The 19,520-nt window shown below is 59.3% G+C and carries 22 protein-coding genes and 4 tRNA genes; 14 read left to right on the plus strand and 12 right to left on the minus strand.

What is annotated here, in order from left to right; translation table 11 throughout:
• Positions 1-100: 100 nt before the first annotated feature.
• The 3 genes from BLV67_RS25430 (at position 101) to BLV67_RS25440 (ending at position 490) form a co-directional block, all read left to right on the plus strand.
• A tRNA-Val gene (locus BLV67_RS25430) sits at positions 101-176 on the plus strand.
• 55 nt (positions 177-231) lie between these two features.
• A tRNA-Asp gene (locus BLV67_RS25435) sits at positions 232-308 on the plus strand.
• Between the two features lie 105 nt (positions 309-413).
• Positions 414-490 (plus strand) — tRNA-Asp (locus BLV67_RS25440).
• 160 nt (positions 491-650) lie between these two features.
• Here BLV67_RS25440 and BLV67_RS25445 read toward each other — a convergent pair.
• A complete protein-coding gene (locus tag BLV67_RS25445; protein WP_069786620.1) occupies positions 651-1,934 on the minus strand; it encodes an NAD(P)/FAD-dependent oxidoreductase in 1,284 nt (427 codons plus the stop codon).
• A 184-nt stretch (positions 1,935-2,118) separates the two neighbouring features.
• Between BLV67_RS25445 and BLV67_RS25450 the strand changes: the two genes are divergently transcribed.
• Positions 2,119-2,195, plus strand: a tRNA-Val gene (locus BLV67_RS25450).
• 128 nt (positions 2,196-2,323) lie between these two features.
• Here BLV67_RS25450 and BLV67_RS25455 read toward each other — a convergent pair.
• Positions 2,324-2,728: a winged helix-turn-helix transcriptional regulator gene (locus BLV67_RS25455; protein WP_069786621.1), complete on the minus strand. Its 405-nt coding sequence runs from the start codon at positions 2,726-2,728 to the stop codon at positions 2,324-2,326.
• A 100-nt stretch (positions 2,729-2,828) separates the two neighbouring features.
• Here BLV67_RS25455 and BLV67_RS25460 point away from each other — a divergent pair, with 100 nt between their 5' ends.
• The 5 genes from BLV67_RS25460 (at position 2,829) to pcp (ending at position 7,357) form a co-directional block, all read left to right on the plus strand.
• The gene (locus tag BLV67_RS25460; RefSeq protein WP_069786622.1) at positions 2,829-3,950 is read left to right on the plus strand and encodes an NADH:flavin oxidoreductase; all 1,122 of its coding nucleotides are present in this window, start codon (positions 2,829-2,831) and stop codon (positions 3,948-3,950) included.
• Positions 3,951-4,385: 435 nt separating this feature from the next.
• Complete coding sequence (locus tag BLV67_RS25465; protein ID WP_065911803.1) at positions 4,386-4,811, plus strand: GNAT family N-acetyltransferase; 426 nt, start codon at positions 4,386-4,388, stop codon at positions 4,809-4,811.
• Positions 4,812-5,053: 242 nt separating this feature from the next.
• On the plus strand, positions 5,054-5,770 hold the full coding sequence (locus BLV67_RS25470; RefSeq protein WP_069786623.1) for a DUF969 domain-containing protein: 717 nt from the start codon (positions 5,054-5,056) through the stop codon (positions 5,768-5,770).
• Positions 5,767-6,708: a DUF979 domain-containing protein gene (locus BLV67_RS25475; RefSeq protein WP_069786624.1), complete on the plus strand. Its 942-nt coding sequence runs from the start codon at positions 5,767-5,769 to the stop codon at positions 6,706-6,708. Before BLV67_RS25470 ends, BLV67_RS25475 begins: the two co-directional genes overlap by 4 nt.
• Before the next feature lie 7 nt (positions 6,709-6,715).
• The gene (gene pcp / locus BLV67_RS25480) at positions 6,716-7,357 is read left to right on the plus strand and encodes a pyroglutamyl-peptidase I (protein WP_056861262.1); all 642 of its coding nucleotides are present in this window, start codon (positions 6,716-6,718) and stop codon (positions 7,355-7,357) included.
• Positions 7,358-7,372: 15 nt separating this feature from the next.
• On the opposite strand, the gene BLV67_RS25485 is transcribed toward pcp, so the two are convergent.
• From BLV67_RS25485 to BLV67_RS25500, 4 genes are all read right to left on the minus strand, one after another.
• Entirely contained in the window at positions 7,373-8,773 is a 1,401-nt protein-coding gene (locus BLV67_RS25485) for a heavy metal sensor histidine kinase (protein ID WP_069786625.1), read from the minus strand.
• Entirely contained in the window at positions 8,770-9,441 is a 672-nt protein-coding gene (locus BLV67_RS25490) for a heavy metal response regulator transcription factor (RefSeq protein WP_065911817.1), read from the minus strand. Before BLV67_RS25490 ends, BLV67_RS25485 begins: the two co-directional genes overlap by 4 nt.
• 42 nt (positions 9,442-9,483) lie before the next feature.
• Positions 9,484-9,744, minus strand: coding sequence for a DUF2790 domain-containing protein (locus tag BLV67_RS25495; protein WP_069786626.1), 261 nt, complete (start codon positions 9,742-9,744; stop codon positions 9,484-9,486).
• A 110-nt stretch (positions 9,745-9,854) separates the two neighbouring features.
• On the minus strand, positions 9,855-10,625 hold the full coding sequence (locus tag BLV67_RS25500) for an alpha/beta fold hydrolase (RefSeq protein ID WP_069786627.1): 771 nt from the start codon (positions 10,623-10,625) through the stop codon (positions 9,855-9,857).
• Positions 10,626-10,846: 221 nt separating this feature from the next.
• On the opposite strand from BLV67_RS25500, the gene BLV67_RS25505 reads away from it, so the two are divergent.
• Entirely contained in the window at positions 10,847-11,524 is a 678-nt protein-coding gene (locus tag BLV67_RS25505) for an HAD family hydrolase (protein WP_069786628.1), read from the plus strand.
• A 19-nt stretch (positions 11,525-11,543) separates the two neighbouring features.
• On the opposite strand, the gene BLV67_RS25510 is transcribed toward BLV67_RS25505, so the two are convergent.
• The 3 genes from BLV67_RS25510 to csrA all read right to left on the minus strand — a co-directional run bounded on the left by BLV67_RS25510 (position 11,544) and on the right by csrA (position 12,602).
• The gene (locus BLV67_RS25510; protein ID WP_065911828.1) at positions 11,544-11,840 is read right to left on the minus strand and encodes a hypothetical protein; all 297 of its coding nucleotides are present in this window, start codon (positions 11,838-11,840) and stop codon (positions 11,544-11,546) included.
• A gap of 94 nt (positions 11,841-11,934) precedes the next feature.
• Complete coding sequence (locus BLV67_RS25515; RefSeq protein ID WP_065911830.1) at positions 11,935-12,198, minus strand: hypothetical protein; 264 nt, start codon at positions 12,196-12,198, stop codon at positions 11,935-11,937.
• Between the two features lie 209 nt (positions 12,199-12,407).
• Positions 12,408-12,602, minus strand: a complete 195-nt coding sequence (gene csrA / locus BLV67_RS25520; protein ID WP_003192511.1) for a carbon storage regulator CsrA — start codon at positions 12,600-12,602, stop codon at positions 12,408-12,410.
• A gap of 262 nt (positions 12,603-12,864) precedes the next feature.
• Here csrA and BLV67_RS25525 point away from each other — a divergent pair, with 262 nt between their 5' ends.
• On the plus strand, positions 12,865-13,230 hold the full coding sequence (locus tag BLV67_RS25525; RefSeq protein ID WP_069786629.1) for an SPOR domain-containing protein: 366 nt from the start codon (positions 12,865-12,867) through the stop codon (positions 13,228-13,230).
• A 31-nt stretch (positions 13,231-13,261) separates the two neighbouring features.
• On the opposite strand, the gene BLV67_RS25530 is transcribed toward BLV67_RS25525, so the two are convergent.
• From BLV67_RS25530 to BLV67_RS25540, 3 genes are all read right to left on the minus strand, one after another.
• The gene (locus tag BLV67_RS25530; RefSeq protein ID WP_058419836.1) at positions 13,262-13,951 is read right to left on the minus strand and encodes an endonuclease; all 690 of its coding nucleotides are present in this window, start codon (positions 13,949-13,951) and stop codon (positions 13,262-13,264) included.
• A 4-nt stretch (positions 13,952-13,955) separates the two neighbouring features.
• Positions 13,956-14,204 carry a DUF1654 domain-containing protein gene (locus tag BLV67_RS25535; RefSeq protein WP_017138765.1) on the minus strand — a complete coding sequence of 83 codons (249 nt, stop codon included), beginning with the start codon at positions 14,202-14,204 and terminating at the stop codon, positions 13,956-13,958.
• 186 nt (positions 14,205-14,390) lie between these two features.
• Complete coding sequence (locus BLV67_RS25540) at positions 14,391-15,479, minus strand: asparaginase (protein WP_069786630.1); 1,089 nt, start codon at positions 15,477-15,479, stop codon at positions 14,391-14,393.
• 494 nt (positions 15,480-15,973) lie between these two features.
• Here BLV67_RS25540 and BLV67_RS25545 point away from each other — a divergent pair, with 494 nt between their 5' ends.
• From BLV67_RS25545 to BLV67_RS25555, 3 genes are read left to right on the plus strand one after another with little or no spacing between them, the layout of a single operon-like run.
• Complete coding sequence (locus BLV67_RS25545; protein ID WP_065911831.1) at positions 15,974-16,933, plus strand: sugar ABC transporter substrate-binding protein; 960 nt, start codon at positions 15,974-15,976, stop codon at positions 16,931-16,933.
• A gap of 57 nt (positions 16,934-16,990) precedes the next feature.
• Positions 16,991-18,544 (plus strand): sugar ABC transporter ATP-binding protein, encoded by a 1,554-nt coding sequence (locus tag BLV67_RS25550; protein WP_069786631.1) that lies wholly within the window; start codon positions 16,991-16,993, stop codon positions 18,542-18,544.
• A complete protein-coding gene (locus BLV67_RS25555; RefSeq protein WP_017138769.1) occupies positions 18,541-19,518 on the plus strand; it encodes an ABC transporter permease in 978 nt (325 codons plus the stop codon). The genes BLV67_RS25550 and BLV67_RS25555 overlap by 4 nt, the downstream gene beginning before the upstream one ends.
• Positions 19,519-19,520 lie beyond the last annotated feature (2 nt).

A 19,520-nucleotide genomic window follows, 5' to 3' on the forward strand; every position in this document is an offset into this window, starting at 1 on the left:
AGCCGTCTTGAAGCAATTTTGTCTTTTTCAGAAAAACTTCAAGCGGGCTATTGACTTAGGTCCGCTACCTGCGTAAATTTCGCGGCCTCAACGAAGCAAAGGGTGATTAGCTCAGCTGGGAGAGCATCTGCCTTACAAGCAGAGGGTCGGCGGTTCGATCCCGTCATCACCCACCACTTCTTGAGAGTTTTGCCTTCGGGCAAGACGCAACGTTAAAGGTTGCACCGACGCGCAGCGGTAGTTCAGTCGGTTAGAATACCGGCCTGTCACGCCGGGGGTCGCGGGTTCGAGTCCCGTCCGCTGCGCCATATTTTCCAGGTCCGATTTGTCGGGTTTGAGATTGAACAGCTTGGGCTGATCAGTCAGATGTTCAAAGACGGTTGAGCGTTCAGGCTCAACTGGTCAAGCGATACGCAGCGGTAGTTCAGTCGGTTAGAATACCGGCCTGTCACGCCGGGGGTCGCGGGTTCGAGTCCCGTCCGCTGCGCCATATCTGTTTCAAGGCCCACTGAACGCCTTGGAACACAAAGCAAGCGTTAAGCTGCTTTGATCCGATAGCAAACACCCTGGTCGAAAGACCGGGGTTTTTTGTGTCTGCGATTTGGCTTTATGTGGGAGCGGCGCACCGCCGCTCCCACAGTTGGATTGCCTCAGAACCCCAACTTATCCCGCAGCCCGTAATACCACGCGCCCAGCGCCGCAAACGGTGTGCGCAACAGTTGCCCACCGGGGAAGGGGTAATGCGGCAGGTCGGCAAACGCATCAAAACGCTCTGCCTGGCCTCTCAACGCCTCTGCCAGCACCTTGCCAGCCAGGTGCGTGTAGGTCACGCCGTGGCCACTGCAGCCCTGGGAATAATAGATGTTGTCGCCCAGGCGACCCACCTGTGGCAGGCGCGACAGGGTCAGCAGGAAGTTACCGGTCCAGGCGTAGTCAATCTTCACATCTTTGAGCTGCGGGAAGGCCTTGAGCATCTTCGGGCGGATGATCGCTTCGATGTTGGCCGGGTCGCGTGCGCCATACACCACGCCGCCGCCGAAGATCAGGCGCTTGTCACTGGTGAGGCGGTAGTAGTCCAGCAAGTAGTTGCAGTCCTCGACGCAGTAATCCTGCGGCAGCAAGGTCTTGGCCAGTTCATCGCCCAGCGGCGCGGTGGTGATGACCTGGGTGCCGCACGGCATCGACTTGGCCGCCAGCTCCGGCACCAGATTGCCCAGGTAGGCATTGCCCGCCACGATGATGAACTTGGCCCTGACCTTGCCCTCGGCGGTGTGCACCACCGGGTTGGCGCCGCGCTCGATGCGCACCGCCGCCGATTGCTCGTAAATCGTGCCGCCCAGGGATTCCACCGCCGCGGCTTCGCCCAGTGCCAGGTTGAGCGGGTGAATGTGCCCGCCGCTCATGTCCAGCAGGCCGCCGACATAGTTGTCACAGGCCACCACTTCGCGGATACGGCGCTCATCCAGCAGCTCAAGCTGCGTATGGCCGTAGCGCTCCCACAGGCGCTGCTGCGACTCCAGGTGGCCCATGTGCTTGCTGTTGAGTGCAGCGAACACGCCGCCGTCCTTCAAGTCGCACTGGATCTGGTACTTGGTCACGCGCTCACGAATGATCCTGCCGCCCTCAAACGCCATCTGCCCCAACAGTTGCGCCTGCTTGGGGCCAACGCTGCGTTCGATCACGTCGATGTCGCGGCTATAGCTGTTGACGATCTGCCCGCCATTACGGCCCGAGGCGCCAAACCCGACCTTGGCGGCTTCCAGTACCGTTACGCGAAAACCGTTCTCCAGCAGAAACAGCGCGCTGGACAGGCCGGTGTAACCGGCGCCAATCACGCACACATCGGTTTCGACTTCACCTTGCAGCACCGGGCGTGGCGGAGCCGCATTCGCGGACGCGGCGTAATACGACTGGGGGTAGGGGGTGTTCGCCATCCTGGAACCTCTGTTTTATATTTTTTACGAGTGCGCCGATCCTACCTGAGTTGAAAATTGCCTGCCAGCCATCCAAAAATCCCAGGCATGCCTTTCACAAATAAAAAATTTGCATATTCATAGGGTTAGCTGCAAAAAAGAGGTTGACACACCTTCGGAATTCCGTAGAATGCCGCCTCACAGCAGGCACGTAGCTCAGTTGGTTAGAGCACCACCTTGACATGGTGGGGGTCGTTGGTTCGAGTCCAATCGCGCCTACCAAACAAAATCCGCTCTGCTGGGCGGTCTGGAAGGGCTCACCGAAAGGTGAGCCCTTTTTTGTTGTCTGCGATTTGTAAAACTCCCTTCTCAGCACTCGCGCCGCCATCGTTAAGCGTTTACCCGTCGTGTTACTGCTCTTCTGCACGCTTATCGAAGGCATCCTGGGCGTTCTTGACCGCGTCAGAATACTGGAGCGTCCACCTGTACAACGCACGAAATGGCTCCTCCAGCGTATGCCCCAGGTCGGTAACGCTGTATTCGACGGCCACCTGAGAGGAAGGAATGACCCGGCGCGACAAAATGCCATTACGCTCCAGGCGACGCAGGCTTTGCGTGAGCGCTTTTTGCGTTATGCCATCGAGTCGACGTTTGATTTCGTTGAAGCGCAGCGGGCTTTTACACAGCGTTGCCAGTATCAATACGGACCACTTGTCCGCGATCTGATCGAGCAATACCCGGCTTGAGCAATCAGCGGCGTAGACGACGGGAGAGCTCCGGTTTTGTTCCAGCGCCTGAATACCTTGTTCCTGCATGTGGTTTCCTCGCGTAAACCTGAGCACTTATAAGTGCCTTATTGATATTAGGTATACATCTTATACCATCAGATCTCCTTTTCGCTCGGAGCATCTTTCCATGAGTTCTACCCAGCTCGACTCTCTGTTTCAGCCGTTCACGATCAAGTCTTTGAGCCTGAAGAATCGAATTGTAATGGCCCCTATGACGCGGGCTTTCGCCAAGGGCGGTGTGCCTGACGAGCAAATTGCCGCCTATTACCGCAAGCGCGCGGAAAACCAGGTCGGGTTGATTCTGTCTGAGGGGACCGTCGTGGATCGTCCTGGCGCGCGTAACATGTCGGGGATTCCGTTTTTCCATGGCGATGAATCACTCGCCGGCTGGAAGGCAGTCATCGACAGTGTTCACAGTGCCGGTGGCAAAATGGGGCCGCAGATTTGGCACGTAGGGGCTGCGCCCAGTTTCCAGGAAGACTGGGCACCCGCCGGTGGGTTTGAGAGCCCGTCCGGGCTTGCCGGCCCGCAGAAACCATTGGGGCAGGCCATGAATGATGAGGCGATTGCCGACACCATTGCGGCGTTCGCCAAGGCCGCCGCTGATTCCAAGCGACTGGGTTTTGATACGGTCGAAATACATGGGGCCCACGGATACCTGTTGGACCAGTTTTTCTGGCCGGGTACGAACGAACGCGCCGACCGTTTCAATGGCGTAACGATCAAGGAGCGCTCACGGTTCGCAGCGGAAGTGGTCAAGGCCATTCGCGCAGCCGTAGGCCCGGATTTCCCGGTGATTCTGCGTCTGAGTCAGTGGAAGCAGCAGGATTACAGCGCCCGTTTGGCGACAACCCCTGAAAGCATGTCCGATTGGCTGGTGCCGCTGGTGGAAGCCGGCGCGGACGTTTTGCATTGCTCTCAACGGCGCTTCTGGGAAGCCGAATTTCCGGAACTGGACGGCGAACAGGGTTTGAATTTTGCGGGCTGGGCCAAAAAGCTGACGGGCGCTGCGACTATCAGTGTCGGCTCTGTGGGCTTGTCCGGCGACTTCCTCGGCGCCTTCAGCGGCGAAAGTTCCCAACCGGCAGCGATCGACAATTTGGTAAAGCGATTGGAGAACGAGGAGTTTGACTTGATCGCTGTCGGACGGGCACTGCTGAGTGACGCGCAGTGGGTAAGGAAAATCCGATCGGGTAACTCGGCCGACTTGAAGCCTTTTGACGTAAAAGACTTGGCCGAGCTGGCCTGAGTTTCGCATCTGCGGCACGTGCAAAACCTTGAGTGTTGAAGGGCTCACCGAACGGTGGGCTCTTTTTTTGGGCTGGAATTTTGGCAATACCTGCCCGGACCGCTTGGCGGGTTACTGCGTTGAAACGTGGATTAACAGAAAAGCGTCGCCACCGATAACAGGCAGATAATCTGTGCAAACATCTGGCAGCGTATCTCACCATTTGTTGTCGCCATACTTTGTTGTCCGGCGTACATAGCGTTTGCCTCCGTCGGTACTACTGCGCCGTATCGCGCAGCACCCTGCTGAGTATAGGTATGGAACGAGATCCATGCTGTGGAGCCGACTTAAGGTTATTGAGCGCCGCTGGGTTAATGAATCTGGCGCAGTTCCACCCAGGTTTGCCGCGCCCAAGGCATACTAAGCGGCGATTGAGTTCAACCCAGGGAGTCTGTGATGGCATTGGCAATGGAAGTATCGTTCGACGTGACGGCGCAGGAGCGTGAGGCCATCCTCAAGCCGCTGAGGGCTTACAACCGCAGCCACACCGGCAAGATGCCGTCCGAAACAGTCGGCATTCTGCTGCGTGATCCCGCTTCTCAAGAGGTGGTCGGCGGTCTTTACGGCGAGATTTCCTTTGGATGGTTGTTCATTGAGCTCTTGAGCATTCCCGACCAGATGCGCACCCAAGGTACGGGCACACGATTGATGCGTGCGGCGGAGGACTTGGCCCGTGAGCGCGGATGCGAGGGCATCTGGCTGGACACTTTCAGCTTCCAGGCGCCCGGGTTTTATCGCAAGCAGGGCTTCACTGAGTTTGGCCACATTGCCGATTTCCCGCCGGGCCATAAACGCCATTTTTTCCACAAGCGCTTGAGCTGAACGCCCGCAAAGCGCCGGGCCATCCGGCGCCAATCACCGACAAAATTTATTGGTTTGCAGCAACAATTTTTCTTGTTGGACACCTCCCGCCCCCAAGCAGCACAGTTGCCGCCACTGACGCTCGACCTTCCAGGTCAACAATAAAAAACCACGTCGGGCTGCACGCCACTTTCATGCTGTGAACCCTTTGTTCACATCCTGCCGTCATGGCGCCGCAGCGCGCATTCTAGGACTTTATCGTCATGCAAACTGTTGTGAACCTATGGCCGTTGATCGGCGTACTTGTCATCGTGGTTGGCTTCGTCCTGCGCTTCAATCCGTTGCTGGTGGTGACCGCAGCCGCCATCGCCACCGGGCTTGCCGCCCACTTCCCGCTGGAAAAAATCCTCGCCAGCATGGGCGAAGGTTTCCTTCAGACCCGCGCCCTGCAATTGATCCTGTTGCTGCCCCTGGCCGTCATTGGCCTGCTGGAGCGCCATGGCCTGCGCCTGCATGCGCAGAACTGGATCGCCCGCTTCGAGCGCGCCACGGTGGGGCGCTTGTTGATCATGTATCTATTTGTGCGCGAGTCCACGGCAGCCATGGGCCTCACCAGCCTGGGCGGGCATCCGCAGATGGTGCGCCCGTTGTTGGCGCCGATGGCTGAGGGCGCCGCGGAAAAACGCTACGGCAAGCTGCCGGACAAGGTGCGCCACAAGGTGTTGGCGATGTGTGCGGCGACCGACAACGTCGGGCTGTTTTTCGGCGAAGACATTTTTGTCGCCTTTGGTGCGATTGCGCTGATGCACACCTTCCTGCTCGGTTCGGGAATTGATGTGGAGCCTTTACACATTGCGGTATGGGGCATTCCGACGGCGATTTGTGCGTTTATCATCCACGCGATTCGTCTGCATCGATTTGACCGCAGGCTGACTCGCGAGATGTCACCCGCGGCTGCTCCGATGGAGGCTGCGCAATGATCATCTCCATCAATTACCTGTACTGGCTGGCCGGCATTCTGTTGTTGATTACCGCCGGCATGATTCTGCTGGATCGAACTCATCCCAAACGCTGGTCCAGCGCGGTGTTCTGGCTGTTATTCGCCATTCCGTTCGTGGTCGGGGAGCGTTTGCCACCGGTGGTTATCGGCGTGGGCGTGGTGATCATGGCCTTGATCGCAGGTTTGGGCGGCGTGGGGCGTGGTACGCATGCCCAGTTGCATGACAAGTCTGCCCGCGCCAGTGCCGGTCGGCTTGGCCACAAGCTGTTTATCCCGGCGTTGGCCATTCCGCTGACCACCGTGATTGGCTCGGTATTGCTCAAGCACACCGAAATCGGCGGTGTGCCGCTGCTGGATCCGAAAAACACTACGTTTGTCTCCCTGGGCATTGGTTGCTTGATCGCCCTCGGCCTGGCCTGCTGGTTGACCCGCGACACACCGGTGCAAGCCTTGCGCGAGTCCCGGCGCCTGACCGAAGCCTTGGGCTGGGCCATGGTGCTCCCGCAAATGCTCGCCATGCTCGGCTTGCTGTTCAATGAGGCCGGGGTCGGCACCGCGGTTGCCCATGTCACCACCACCTACATCAACCTGGATTTCAAGCTGGTGGCGGTGATGGTGTATGTATTGGGCATGGCGCTGTTTACGGTGATCATGGGCAATGGTTTTGCCGCGTTCCCGGTGATGACCGGCGGTGTCGGCGTGCCGGTGCTGGTGGGCATCTATGGCGGCAACCCGGCGGCGATTGGCATGTTCTCCGGCTATTGCGGCACGTTGATGACGCCGATGGCGGCCAACTTCAATATTGTCCCGGCAGCCTTGCTGGAGTTGCCCGACAAGAACGCGGTCATCAAGGCGCAGCTGCCCACGGCACTGATGATGCTGGTGGTCAATATTGTGCTGCTCTACCTGTTGATGTGAGGCGAGGATGCAAACGTTACTGTTGATGGGCTTCGAGCCCTTTGATCAAGACCCGGTCAACCCGTCCTGGGAGGCCGTGCGCCAGTTGGATGGGATGCTATTGGGTGAGGGTGTGCAGATTGTTGCGCGCCGACTGCCTTGTGCATTTGCCTTGGTGGAGGAGTGCCTGGCTGAGTGGATCACCCAATTGCGCCCGGCGATGGTGATCGCCACGGGGCTTGGGCCTGGGCGCGACAGCATTTCCATGGAGCGGGTGGCGATCAACGTTAACGACGCGCGCATCCCTGACAACCTGGGTGCGCAACCCGTCGATACGCCGGTGGTGGTCGATGGGCCGGCCGCGTACTTCAGCACATTGCCGATCAAGGCCATGGTCAAGGCGCTGCGCGAGGCCGGTGTGCCTGCGGCGGTTTCGCAGACGGCGGGCACTTTTGTGTGCAATCAGGTGTTTTATCTGTTGCAGCATGCGCTGGCCGGCACGGGCGTGCGCAGTGGCTTCATCCATGTGCCGAACCTGCCGGAGCAGGTGGTGGGAACCGGGCTGGCATCGATGCCATTGGTGACAACGGTTGAAGGCCTGCGCCTGGCGGTGCAGGTGGCATGGAGCACACAGGTGGATGTGGTGCAGGCCGGTGGCCAGGTCAGTTGACCCGGCTCGCGGTGTTCAGGCTTCGCGCCTGGGGAAAAACAACTCAAAACAGGTCACTCCGGCCTCGCTGGTGACACTGTAGCGACCGTTGTGCAGCTGCATGATGGTCGCCACGATCGACAGCCCCAGCCCGTTGGATTGGGCTGAACGTTCCCGCGACTCATCCACCCGGTAAAAACGCTCGAACAGGCGCGGCAAATGCTCGGCGGGAATGGTTTGCCCCTGGTTGCTGACGCGCAGGTTGATACCCTTGGCCTCTGGAATGGCCTGAATCAGCAACTGCGAACGGGGTGCGCCGTACTTGATGGCGTTTGCACATAGATTTGCCAAGGCGCGGCGCAACAGCATCGGTTCGGCCCAGATCAGGCCTTCGCCCTCGGCCTGAATGTGAATATCCACATCGCTCGCCAACCCTTCGAAGTAGTCCGCTATACGCTCCACTTCATCCGCCGCATTCAGTTCCTGGCGTTGGCGCAGTGCGCTGGCCGGGTCGGTACGGGCGAGAAACAGCATGTTGTCGAGCATTCGCGCCAGGCGTTCGAGTTCTTCGACATTGGACGCCAGCAGTTGCTGGTAGCTCTCGACGTTACGGCTCTGTTGCAGGGCAACCTGGGTTTCTCCCAGCAAGTTGTTGATCGGCGTGCGCAGCTCGTGGGCCATGTCGGTGGACACCTGGCCCAGTTGTACAAAGCCCTTGGCCAACCGTTCAAGCATGGTGTTGAAGGCGTCGATCATCGGCAGCAGCTCTTTGGGCGCCCCGTGGCTGTCGAGGCGTTCGGCCAGGTTGCCCACGCCGATGCCCTGGGTGTGCACGGCCAGGCGTCGCAGCGGCACCAGCCCGCGGTGCACCAGCAGGTAGCTGACGATGGCGAGGATGACTGCAGCGATGCTGGCGAGGATAAACACGCTTAAGCGATAGCTGGCGAGCATCGCCGTGCGTTCGGTCATCAGGCGCCCGGTGGTGACTTGCAGGCTGCCCAGGTCGCCCGAGGCGATAGACGCGGCCACGGTGGCGAAGGGCACGCCATTGATACCGGGTAAATGGTGCACGTCGGCAAAGCCCAGTTCACGGTTGGTGGGCACAGGCGGCACATCCGGCATTGCAATATTGCCCGGGTTTACCAGCAGCAACGGCTTTTGCCCCGGCGCCGCGATGCTCAGCACCGACTCGCTGTTGCCCAGCATGTTCTGGAACAGCTCCGGCTTGGTCTTGATCAGGTCCAGGGTGTTGCTGTCCTTGAGCAGGTTGCGCAACTGGTCGGCGCGATAGATCAGCGCGGCGTCGTCACGCTTGATCAGTTCACGCTCAAGCTCGCGGTACAACGCAACGCCCAAGGTGGCGAGCAGGGCAAAGGCGAGCAGGGCGAAGATCAACGCCAGGCGCAGGGTCAGCGAATAATGGCGGCGACGGTTCATGGCTGGGTGTCGAAGCGGTAGCCGATGCCCCGCACGCTGTGGATCAACTTGAGCTGGAACGGGTCGTCGATTTTCAGGCGCAGGCGCCGCACGGCGACGTCGACCACATTGGTGTCGCTGTCGAAGTTCATGTCCCAGACCCGCGAAGCAATCATCGAGCGTGATAACACCTGGTCCTGATGCGTGGCGAACAGGTGCAACAGGGCGAACTCCTTGTTGGTCAGCGTTATGCGCGTGCCGCTGCGGGTGACGCGGCGCTTGAGCACGTCGATCTGCAGGTCGGCGATGTGCAGCTGTTCTTCTTCGCGACTCGGGCCGCGACGCGTCAGGGTACGCAAGCGCGCGACCAGTTCGGCGAAGGAGAAGGGCTTGATCAGGTAATCGTCGGCGCCCAGTTCCAGGCCTTTGATGCGGTCGGCGATGTCATCGCGAGCGGTGAGGAACAGCACCGGCGTGTCGGCCTCTTTGCGCAGGCGGCGCAGCACTTCCCAGCCGTCCATTTTCGGCATCATCACATCCAGCACGATCACGTCGAAGGGCGTTTCCAGTGCCTGGTGCAAGCCGTCTACGCCGTCGCGGGCGAGGCTCACCGAGTACCCCAGTTCCTGCAGGCCATTGAGCAGGTAATTGCCGGCCTTGGGTTCGTCTTCGACTACGAGGATGTTCATGGGAAATGCCCTGGTTCGTTGCGTTGCGCAAGTGTAGCCGGATCAATTGTCACTGGGGCAACCGATGCCTTGTACCTGGTAGTCCAGCACGTGTTCGCGGTCCTGGGAGTCGAGGTATTTGAGTTGCGCCGGGACGATTCCGCATTGGCCGTAGGTGTCGGTGCTCGACAGCACTTTGGCCACGTCCAGGTGCACGAAGAAGCCGGTTTTGTCGTGGATCACGTTAGTGTCGGGGGCGGTGTCGGCAGCGAACGCGGAACCGGTGGCAAGCAAAGCGGCAAAGCCGAAAATAAACAGTTTCATGGCAGTAGCTCTCTTTAAGGGTGGGCTGCCGGGGCTGGCAGTGAGTTCACAGTAACCAGGCACCCCAAACAGCCAACCAACAGGATGATGACAAGTTTGTAATGCGTGGCTTAAGGCTGGCGGCCGGACGCTTCAAGGATCAGGTCGGTGATTTCCTTGGCGTGGGACACCAGCGACAAGTGGCTCGACGGCAGTTCGATGGTGGTGGCGTTCATGCGCTTGGCCAGAAAACGCTCAAGGTCCGGGTTGATGGTCTGGTCATTGCTCGACACCGCGTACCAGGACGGTTTGGTGTGCCAGGCGGCATTCACCGTGCGGCCGCTGAACAGGGTCTTGGCGATCGGCTGTTGTACCGCGTACAGCTCCAGGGCTTTGGCGCGCGGCACGTCGGCGGCGAAGTACTTGAGGAAGGCGTCCTGGTTCAGCGTCAGGTAACCGTCGTGCTCGACGACACCGGCACGCACCGGCGTGCTGGGGTACTTGGCAGACAGGGCGACGAAGTCTTCGTTGGCGTCCGGTGCGCGGGCGGCCACATACACCAGTGAGCTGACCCTGGGGTTCGCCCCGGCATCGCTGACCACGGTGCCGGCGTAGGAGTGACCGACCAGCACGGTAGGGCCGTCCTGTTGGTCCAGCACGCGGTTGGTGGCAGCGACGTCATCGGCCACCGAAGTCAGTGGGTTCTGGACGGCGGTCACATGCAGCCCGGCGGCCTGCAGGCGCGTAATCACCTCGGACCAGCTCGAGCCGTCAGCCCAGGAGCCGTGCACCAGCACCACGTTGTTGGCCTTGACCGGCGCGACAGTGCCGGCCATGGCGGTGCCGGTGCCCAGCATCAACAGGCTGGCGGCGATCAGGCAGAGTTTGCTGGCAGTTTTCATCGTGCGGCCCTTCATCATCAGTGGGAAGTTGTGTCACCCGGTGCGGGTGACTGACGACGCCACTGTATGAAGCGAGGGTGCTGACAACGCTTACAGGTTCATTACAAACCGGTAATCCAAACGCCAGGTCCGCCAGGTGCTACTGGCGTTTACAAGCGAGAAGGTGCCCCGTAGATTGCATCGGGCCGATTATTTGTTACCGCCTATGAGGAAGCCACGCAGTGTCCATCCGAGGTTCAGTTGTGTTTAACCAGCGTTACCGCGCCTTCCTGTTCGATATGGACGGTACCTTGCTCAACTCCATTGCCGCCGCCGAGCGTGTGTGGAGCATCTGGGCTGAACGCCACGGTCTGGAGGTGGCGGCGTTCCTGACCACCATTCATGGCGCACGCGCCATTGACACCATTACCCGTCAGGCGCTGCCAGGTGTGGATCCCGACGTTGAAGCGCAGTGGATTACCGAGGCGGAAATCAACGATGTCGAGGGCGTGGTGGCGATTCCCGGTGCTGTCGAGTTTCTCAATAGCGTGCCCGGTGATCAATGGGCACTGGTCACGTCTGCGCCCAAGGAGCTGGCGTTACGTCGCCTGGCAGCGGCAGGTATCGCGCCCCCAGTTGTGCTGGTAACGGCCGAGGACGTTGCCAGCGGCAAGCCGGATCCTGCTTGTTACGTGTTGGGCGCCCAGCGTCTGGGTGTGCCGGTGCAGGATTGCCTGGTGTTCGAAGACGCTGCGGTGGGGATTCGTGCCGGGGAGGCGGCCGGCGCGGATGTGCTGGTCGTCACCGCTACACACCTGACGCCGATCGCCACGGCGCATGCCTGCATTAACGACTATCAGCGGCTGCAGGTTCTGCGCGACTCTGAGGGCACGTTGCGCTTGCAGCGTCTGGAAGGCTGAAACGAAAAAGCCGAGCCCGTTATCGGTCTCGGCTTTGTGAGCAGGAAGGGGAGTGGGGTGGCGCCTGCAGTCGGCTGCTCTTCATGCCTTGGCGCGATAGCACCATTTCCCTGAGGATTTCATTGGCAAGCCGGGCAATCGCCTCGGGGCCACGGTAGTGCGCGCGCACGATGCCGGTAATCGCAAAATGGTCGGTTTCCGGGCCACTCAGGATGGCGGAAAGGGTGCCGTCAGCGTGTAACGTGCAGGTGACCGCATAGCTGGGCAAACGCGCCGCCAGGGCCGCTTCGATTTGAGATTTGCTCAGGGTATCCATCTGCGTCAACGCCTTTCAGAAACCGTGCAAGCCCAAGCATAGATCCTGCCGCCGACCTGTAAATACCGGCAATCTGATAGCAGATTCGCGGCCATCAACGTGCGGTTTTCGGATGCTCGCGTTGCGCGGCACGCTGGCATAATTTGCGCAAAATGGCTTTCTGGATAGGTTGCAGGCAGAACACGAACAGGTAACCGCACAAGAAGAGTGTAAGTTCCATCGACGAACGCTTGCCGGGGTCACTGACTGTTTCGATCTCGAACTTCACGCCATATCCCAGCACCACGAAGGCCAGCCCAATCAGCAGGGCAATCCCCCAGGACTTGGAGACAAGCGGTTGTTTTGCAATCGGCCTCATCGACGTGCTCCTGAACGCACACTGATGGTAGGGTTATAGTCAGTGGATTCGGCCGCGAATTACGCAACAAGTTCCAGTCGCCAAGACGGTTTCATCTTGCAGCGTAGCTGAAAGCACAGAGCGCGCCGGTCATACAGGAACCGCGAGCGTGAGGAAGGGTTTTCGCCAGCCATCACAGTGAACGAAAAGGCTGGCTACTGAGTGAAGCGTCAAGGAGTCTGGTTTTTGTCCGGAGCGGTCAGGCCAGCCTGAATGCGCTGGTAGATCTCCTCGCGATGCACGGCAACATCCTTGGGGGCGTTGATGCCGATTCGTACTTGCTGGCCGCTGACGCCCAGGATGGTGATCGTAATGTCATCACCGATGTTTATGCTTTCACCAACTTTGCGGGTGAGTATCAGCATGGACTTCTCCTTGATTACTTTTAAGGACACATGTTTCAGACAGGGCAGGTGTCGGATGTGTGTAGCTTACTGCTAAGCGCTTCCCTGTGACTGCCTCTTTTAGGACGCATAGAGGCGACATTAATTCCCATGGCGGCATCATACAGGTCTGCGATACATCATTCGCATTGTTTAAGCCAACGTTTATGACGGCCAGAATAGACAGTGAATGATAAAGTTGCCTCTTTATCCTTAAAGGAGCAGGGCAGTGCGTAAAGTAGCGATGGCAATTGCGGTGTTGGCGTTGGCCGGTTGCGGGGAAGGTAAACCGGTCGACGCTCCCAAGGCCAAGCCTGCCGTGACCGAAAGCCAGCCACAAACCGGGGCGATTGCCGCTCAGGAATGGGACGTGTGGGTAGGCCCGCCGGGCCATAAGCTGCAAGCAATCACCGACCTGACCGCCTGGTTGCTCGAACATGGTTTCAATTTTTATATCGTCAAAACAGACGGCAAGGACGAGGTGTATCTAGGCCCGTTCGCGAGCAAGGCCGAGGCTGAAGCCAAGCAGGCGCTGCTGACCGAAAAGCTCGCACGTGCCAAGAAAAACGATACCGAATCCGAGGTTATCGAGCACAAGGCTGCGCAATAACAGGCAGAGTGGGCGGCAACCCCGCCCACGCTTAACCGCAGGTCTTAAGGTTCACCGGGCCGACAAATTCGTTACCGCGCCCCATCACGCACGCCACAGTCTGGTTGCGCTGGCGCTCCCAGGGTTGCACCGGGTAGGTCTTGTTCCAGGCTTCATACAACTGGCGGTCCTGTTTTGACAGGCGCAAGCCGTATTGTTTGCTCATGTAAAAATACGTTCGGGCGATCATTCCGCGAATAGACGGGCGCGGCATGACTTTTTTGGCCTTGAAATCTACCTGGGTCAGGCATGAACCGTACTGCCCACGTTGCGCCGGCAGCCAGCCGAAACTGAAGTTGTTACGGTCGCCATTGACCTCGCCAATGCTCGGCACCAGGTTGTGCAGGTCGGCCTCGGCGCGCTTGAACACATCATCATGACGCGTGCAGTTTTTGCGCCCGCCGGCTTGCCAGCACTGGCGTTGATGGCCGATCTGCCAGGCCGGGACGATATGTTCCCATTCGATGCGTGCGGCCCGGTTGGCATTTTTGCGCGGTACGTAACCGCAGGCTTTCAAATCCACGCGGTTACCGGTGTATTTGCAGCCACAGTAGAACTCCGTGGATTGCGGGGCGTAGAGCTTCCAGGCGACTTTCTTGGCCTCGCTGAAGGTTCGAGGCGCCTGGGCGTTGGCGGTAACGGCAAAAAACAGGCAAAAAACAGCAATAAAACGGCCACTCATTGAATCAATCTTCCTTCGGCACAACCCAGAAAATCTGCACGCCGCCGTCATCCCGGTAGGCGAGGGTGACGTTGTCGTTCTCCGCAATCTCCTCCAGCAAGCGCGCCCATTCCTCCTCAGGCTCATCCGGCAAGCGGAAGATCAAGGCTGCCTTGGCTTTCTGGGCATTGGTCGAATTGATGATTTTTTGCACGCGAACGGCAAGGCGTGCGTACGCGTCAGGGGTTGGCGCTGCAGAAGAGGACGTTGCCACGGAGTATTCCTTAGTGTGCTGTACGGGCATACAGTATTTAACTGTTACGATTTTCGCAACTGCTTAAAATTCAGGAGGTTTGTCTGGCAGCGTTTTCAGCGAGGTGATTGAGCGCGGGGAGTTGTATCGAGGTGTAAGAGCAAAGGTAGAAGCGGGTGAACCCGCCTCTACCCGTGTTACCGGGGATCAGTATTCCCAGAACATCCGTTGCAGCTCTTTGCTGTCCTGGGTCTTGGTCAGGGCAACCATCGCCAGAATCCGGGCTTTTTGTGGGTTCAGATCATGTGCGGCGACCCAGTCGTACTTGTCGTCAGGCTGTTCGGCATTGCGCAGAACGAAACCGCCGGCATTCACGTGGGAAGAACGAATGATCTGCACGCCTTGCTTGCGCAGTTCCTGCAGGGCCGGCACGACCTTGGAAGACACCGAACCATTGCCGGTACCGGCATGGATGATGGCTTTGGCACCGGCCTGGGCCAGGGCTTTGACCGCGCTGTCGCTCACGTTGCCGTAACCGTAGGCGATTTCCACATCCGGCAGGCTCTTGATGGTCTTGATGTCGAATTCGGAATCCATGGTGTGACGCTTGGCAGGCAAGCGGAACCAGTAGGATTTGCCTTCAACCACCATGCCCAGCGGGCCCCATGGGCTCTTGAACGCTTCAGTCTTGATGTTGATCATTTTGCTGACGTCGCGACCCGATTGGATCTCGTCGTTCATGGTCACCAGCACGCCCTTGCCGCGCGCGTCTTTGCTGCCGGCAACGGCCACGGCGTTGTACAGGTTGAGCATGCCGTCCGCCGACATGGCGGTGCCTGGGCGCATGGAACCGACCACCACGATTGGCTTGTCGGTTTTTTCCACCAGGTTGAGGAAGTAAGCGGTTTCTTCCAGGGTGTCGGTGCCGTGGGTGATCACGATACCGTCCACGTCCTTGCTGTCGGCCAGCTCGGCAACGCGGCGGCCCAGCTGCAGCAGATTTTCGTTGTTGATGCTTTCGGACGCAATTTGCATCACTTGTTCGCCGCGTACGTTGGCGATCTGACTAAGCTCAGGAACGCCGGCGATCAGTTGTTCGATGCCGACTTTGGCCGCCTGGTACGTGGCACTGTTGGCCGCACTGGCGCCGGCGCCAGCAATGGTGCCGCCGGTGGCGAGGATTACCACATTGGACAGTTTGGTCTTGGTTTCAACTTCCTTTGCCTGGGCGGCAACGGGGAACAGCAGCAGGAGGGCGAGGGCGCCCGGAACAAAAGTCTTCAGTGCAGATTTCATTATTTTTCTCTCTGGTTTTTGATGAGTGCTGTAGCAGGTTCATCGAGAACACCCGGGCCGTTCTGAATGCCACGAGGTGCTTGGAAAGAGCAGGATTTGTACCAAGCCCATGATGTTCGCGGTCATAAATTAACGTGTTGATTTAAAACAACTTATATTGAATTTTAATCTGGGTGGGCGACATGCTCGTCCGGCATTCCGAACAGCAGGGTGGTATTGCGTTCGGTTGTCCGAAAACCCTGATGGAATATCAACGGTGAGTGTGTGACTTGGGCGCCATAGCCTGTCGTTTTAGACAAGGACGGGGAGAGGCTGAGGTTTAATCCTGCGACCCGCAGGGTGTAAGGGAAACTAAAGGAGCGTCTGGATGAAAGACGCTTTTCACCCGTTGACAAATCTCGACAAGGTTCTCATAGTTTGAACAACGCAAACGTTTGCGAGATGTTTCACAGTGCAAGCGTTGCTCACAATAATCATAAGATCGGAGTGAACCCATGAAGCTGCCATTTGCTGGACGTCTTCTTGCTGTCGCTGTGCTTGCCGCCGCATCCGCTGCTCTGCCCCTTTCCTCTGCCTTTGCCGATGACGCCGCCGCCAAACCCAAGGTCGGCCTGGTGATGAAGTCCCTGGCCAACGAATTTTTCGTGACCATGCAGGACGGCGCCAAGACTTATCAGAAAGAACACGCTGCCGATTTCGACATGATCACCAACGGGATCAAGAACGAAACCGACACCAGCGCGCAGATCGATATCGTCAACCAGATGATCCTCGCCAAAGTAAACGCCATCGTGATCGCTCCGGCTGATTCCAAGGCGCTGGTCACCGTGTTGAAAAAGGCCTCCGATAAAGGCATCAAAATCGTCAACATCGATAACCGCCTGGATGTCGACGTGCTGAAAAGCAAATCCTTGAATATCCCCTTCGTAGGCCCTGACAACCGCAAGGGCGCGCGCCTGGTCGGTGAAGAACTGGCCAAGCACCTCACCAAGGGTGATGAAGTTGCCATCATCGAAGGCGTATCCACCACCACCAACGCCCAGCAACGCACCGCGGGGTTCAAGGATGCGATGGATGCCGCTGGCATGAAAATCGTGTCTACCCAGTCCGGTGAGTGGGAAATCGACAAGGGCAACTCGATTGCCGCGGCGATGCTCCAGGCAAACCCGAACATCAAGGCACTGCTGGCCGGTAACGACAACATGGCACTGGGCGCCGTCTCCGCCGTGCGTGGCGCAGGCAAGGCAGGCAAAGTACTGGTTGTAGGCTATGACAACATTGAAGCTATCAAGCCGATGCTGCAAGACGGCCGTGTACTCGCAACGGCCGACCAGGCTGCTGCCCAGCAAGCGGTGTTCGGTATCCAGAACGCGCTGAAGCTGATCAAGGGTGAAAAAGTCGACGCGGTTGACGGCATGATCGAAACCCCGGTCGAACTCGTCCTCAAGAAGTAATCCTGGCAGCACCCAACAGCGCCCGCTCGTCCTGAGCGGGCGCCTGGAGATTTTCCTATGTCATCTTCCGCCCCGAACGCTGTCCTCTCGGTCAGCGGTATCGGCAAGACCTATGCCCAACCGGTGCTGTCCGACATCACCCTGACGCTCAAACGCGGGGAAGTGCTGGCGCTGACCGGTGAGAACGGCGCAGGTAAAAGCACCTTGTCGAAAATCATCGGCGGGCTGGTCACGCCGACTACCGGGCACATGCAGTTCAATGGCCAGGATTACCGGCCCGGCAGCCGCACCCAGGCTGAAGAGCTGGGCGTGCGCATGGTCATGCAGGAACTCAACCTGTTGCCGACCCTGACCGTGGCCGAAAACCTGTTCCTGGACAACCTGCCCCGCAACTGTGGCTGGATCAACCGCAAACAACTGCGTAAAGCCGCAATTGAAGCCATGGCCCAGGTGGGCCTGGATGCGATCGACCCGGACACCCTGGTGGGGACGCTGGGCATTGGCCATCAACAGATGGTCGAGATCGCCCGCAACCTGATCGGCGACTGCCATGTACTGATCCTCGACGAGCCCACGGCCATGCTCACGGCCCGTGAAGTCGAGATGCTTTTTGAACAAATCACCCGTCTGCAGGCTCGGGGCGTGGCGATTATTTATATTTCCCACCGGCTTGAAGAACTCGCCCGGGTTGCCCAGCGCATCGCAGTACTGCGCGACGGCAAGCTGGTGTGCGTCGAGCCGATGGCCAATTACAACAGCGAGCAGCTGGTGACCTTGATGGTCGGCCGCGAGCTGGGTGAGCACATCGACCTGGGGCCGCGCACCATCGGCGGCCCGGCGCTGACGGTCAAAGGCTTGACCCGTTCGGACAGGGTTCGCGATGTGTCCTTTGAGGTGCGTGCCGGTGAGATCTATGGCATTTCCGGCCTGATCGGCGCCGGCCGTACGGAGTTGCTGCGTCTTATCTTTGGTGCCGACCTGGCCGACAGCGGCACCGTGGCTCTGGGTTCGCCAGCCCAGGTGGTGAGCATTCGCTCGCCGGTGGACGCAGTGGGCCATGGCATCGCGCTGATCACCGAAGACCGCAAGGGCGAAGGCCTGCTGCTGACCCAATCCATCAGCGCCAACATTGCCTTGGGTAACATGCCGGAAATCTCCGGTGGCGGCGTGGTCAACAGCCGCGACGAAACCGCCCTGGCCAAGCGCCAGATCGACGCCATGCGCATCCGCAGTTCCAGCCCGGCGCAGTTGGTGTCCGAGTTGTCGGGCGGCAACCAGCAGAAGGTCGTGATTGGCCGCTGGCTGGAGCGCGACTGCGCGGTCATGCTGTTCGATGAGCCAACCCGTGGCATCGACGTCGGCGCCAAGTTCGACATTTATGCCTTGCTCGGCGAATTGACGCGCCAGGGCAAAGCGCTGGTGGTGGTATCGAGTGACCTGCGCGAATTGATGTTGATCTGTGATCGCATCGGTGTGCTGTCCGCCGGGCGCCTGATCGAGACCTTCGAGCGCGACAGCTGGACCCAGGACGAATTGCTCGCCGCCGCCTTTGCCGGCTATCAGAAACGTGACGCGCTGCTCAACGACGCAGTGCTTAGGGAAACCCCATGAAAACCACCTCTTCCCCGGGCAAAACCGGCGGCAACTTCTACGGCCTGGGCACCTACCTGGGGCTGGCCGGCGCCTTGCTCGCGATGATTGCGCTGTTCTCGGTGCTCAGCGACCACTTCCTGTCCTATGACACCTTCAGCACCCTGGCCAACCAGATCCCGGACCTGATGGTGCTGGCCGTGGGCATGACGTTCATCCTGATCATCGGCGGCATCGACCTGTCGGTGGGCTCGGTGCTGGCATTGGCTGCCTCGGCGGTCAGTGTGGCGATTCTCGGCTGGGGCTGGAGTGTGTTGCCGGCCGCGTTGTTGGGGATGGGCTGCGCCGCACTGGCAGGCACCATCACCGGTTCGATTACCGTGGCCTGGCGCATTCCGTCGTTTATCGTGTCCCTTGGTGTGCTGGAAATGGCGCGTGGCGTGGCCTACCAGATGACCGGCTCGCGCACCGCCTATATCGGTGACTCCTATGCCTGGCTGTCAAACCCGGTGGCTTTCGGGATTTCGCCGTCGTTCATCATTGCCCTGTTGGTGATCATCGCCGCTCAGCTGGTGTTGACCCGTACGGTATTCGGTCGTTACCTGATCGGCATCGGCACCAACGAAGAAGCCGTGCGCCTGGCCGGTATCAACCCCAAGCCCTACAAGATCCTGGTGTTCAGCCTGATGGGCCTGTTGGCCGGGGTCGCGGCACTGTTCCAGATTTCCCGACTGGAAGCGGCAGACCCGAATGCCGGCTCCGGCCTGGAGCTGCAAGTGATCGCCGCCGTGGTGATCGGCGGCACCAGCCTGATGGGTGGGCGTGGGTCGGTTATCAGCACCTTCTTCGGTGTGCTGATTATTTCGGTGCTGGCCGCCGGCCTTGCGCAGATCGGCGCGACGGAGCCCACCAAACGCATCATTACCGGCGCGGTAATCGTGATTGCCGTGGTCCTCGACACCTACCGCAGCCAGCGCGCCAGTCGGCGGGGCTGAAC

The sequence above is a fragment of the Pseudomonas salomonii genome (assembly GCF_900107155.1).
In the GTDB taxonomy this organism is placed as follows: domain Bacteria; phylum Pseudomonadota; class Gammaproteobacteria; order Pseudomonadales; family Pseudomonadaceae; genus Aquipseudomonas; species Aquipseudomonas salomonii.

Coding starts and splice junctions, on each gene's coding strand:
- BLV67_RS25445 (WP_069786620.1), bottom strand. CDS start 1,934: ATGGCGAACACCCCCTACCCCCAGTCGTATTACGCCGCGTCCGCGAAT.
- BLV67_RS25455 (WP_069786621.1), bottom strand. CDS start 2,728: ATGCAGGAACAAGGTATTCAGGCGCTGGAACAAAACCGGAGCTCTCCC.
- BLV67_RS25460 (WP_069786622.1), top strand. CDS start 2,829: ATGAGTTCTACCCAGCTCGACTCTCTGTTTCAGCCGTTCACGATCAAG.
- BLV67_RS25465 (WP_065911803.1), top strand. CDS start 4,386: ATGGCATTGGCAATGGAAGTATCGTTCGACGTGACGGCGCAGGAGCGT.
- BLV67_RS25470 (WP_069786623.1), top strand. CDS start 5,054: ATGCAAACTGTTGTGAACCTATGGCCGTTGATCGGCGTACTTGTCATC.
- BLV67_RS25475 (WP_069786624.1), top strand. CDS start 5,767: ATGATCATCTCCATCAATTACCTGTACTGGCTGGCCGGCATTCTGTTG.
- pcp (WP_056861262.1), top strand. CDS start 6,716: ATGCAAACGTTACTGTTGATGGGCTTCGAGCCCTTTGATCAAGACCCG.
- BLV67_RS25485 (WP_069786625.1), bottom strand. CDS start 8,773: ATGAACCGTCGCCGCCATTATTCGCTGACCCTGCGCCTGGCGTTGATC.
- BLV67_RS25490 (WP_065911817.1), bottom strand. CDS start 9,441: ATGAACATCCTCGTAGTCGAAGACGAACCCAAGGCCGGCAATTACCTG.
- BLV67_RS25495 (WP_069786626.1), bottom strand. CDS start 9,744: ATGAAACTGTTTATTTTCGGCTTTGCCGCTTTGCTTGCCACCGGTTCC.
- BLV67_RS25500 (WP_069786627.1), bottom strand. CDS start 10,625: ATGAAAACTGCCAGCAAACTCTGCCTGATCGCCGCCAGCCTGTTGATG.
- BLV67_RS25510 (WP_065911828.1), bottom strand. CDS start 11,840: ATGGATACCCTGAGCAAATCTCAAATCGAAGCGGCCCTGGCGGCGCGT.
- BLV67_RS25515 (WP_065911830.1), bottom strand. CDS start 12,198: ATGAGGCCGATTGCAAAACAACCGCTTGTCTCCAAGTCCTGGGGGATT.
- csrA (WP_003192511.1), bottom strand. CDS start 12,602: ATGCTGATACTCACCCGCAAAGTTGGTGAAAGCATAAACATCGGTGAT.
- BLV67_RS25525 (WP_069786629.1), top strand. CDS start 12,865: ATGGCAATTGCGGTGTTGGCGTTGGCCGGTTGCGGGGAAGGTAAACCG.
- BLV67_RS25530 (WP_058419836.1), bottom strand. CDS start 13,951: ATGAGTGGCCGTTTTATTGCTGTTTTTTGCCTGTTTTTTGCCGTTACC.
- BLV67_RS25540 (WP_069786630.1), bottom strand. CDS start 15,479: ATGAAATCTGCACTGAAGACTTTTGTTCCGGGCGCCCTCGCCCTCCTG.
- BLV67_RS25545 (WP_065911831.1), top strand. CDS start 15,974: ATGAAGCTGCCATTTGCTGGACGTCTTCTTGCTGTCGCTGTGCTTGCC.
- BLV67_RS25550 (WP_069786631.1), top strand. CDS start 16,991: ATGTCATCTTCCGCCCCGAACGCTGTCCTCTCGGTCAGCGGTATCGGC.
- BLV67_RS25555 (WP_017138769.1), top strand. CDS start 18,541: ATGAAAACCACCTCTTCCCCGGGCAAAACCGGCGGCAACTTCTACGGC.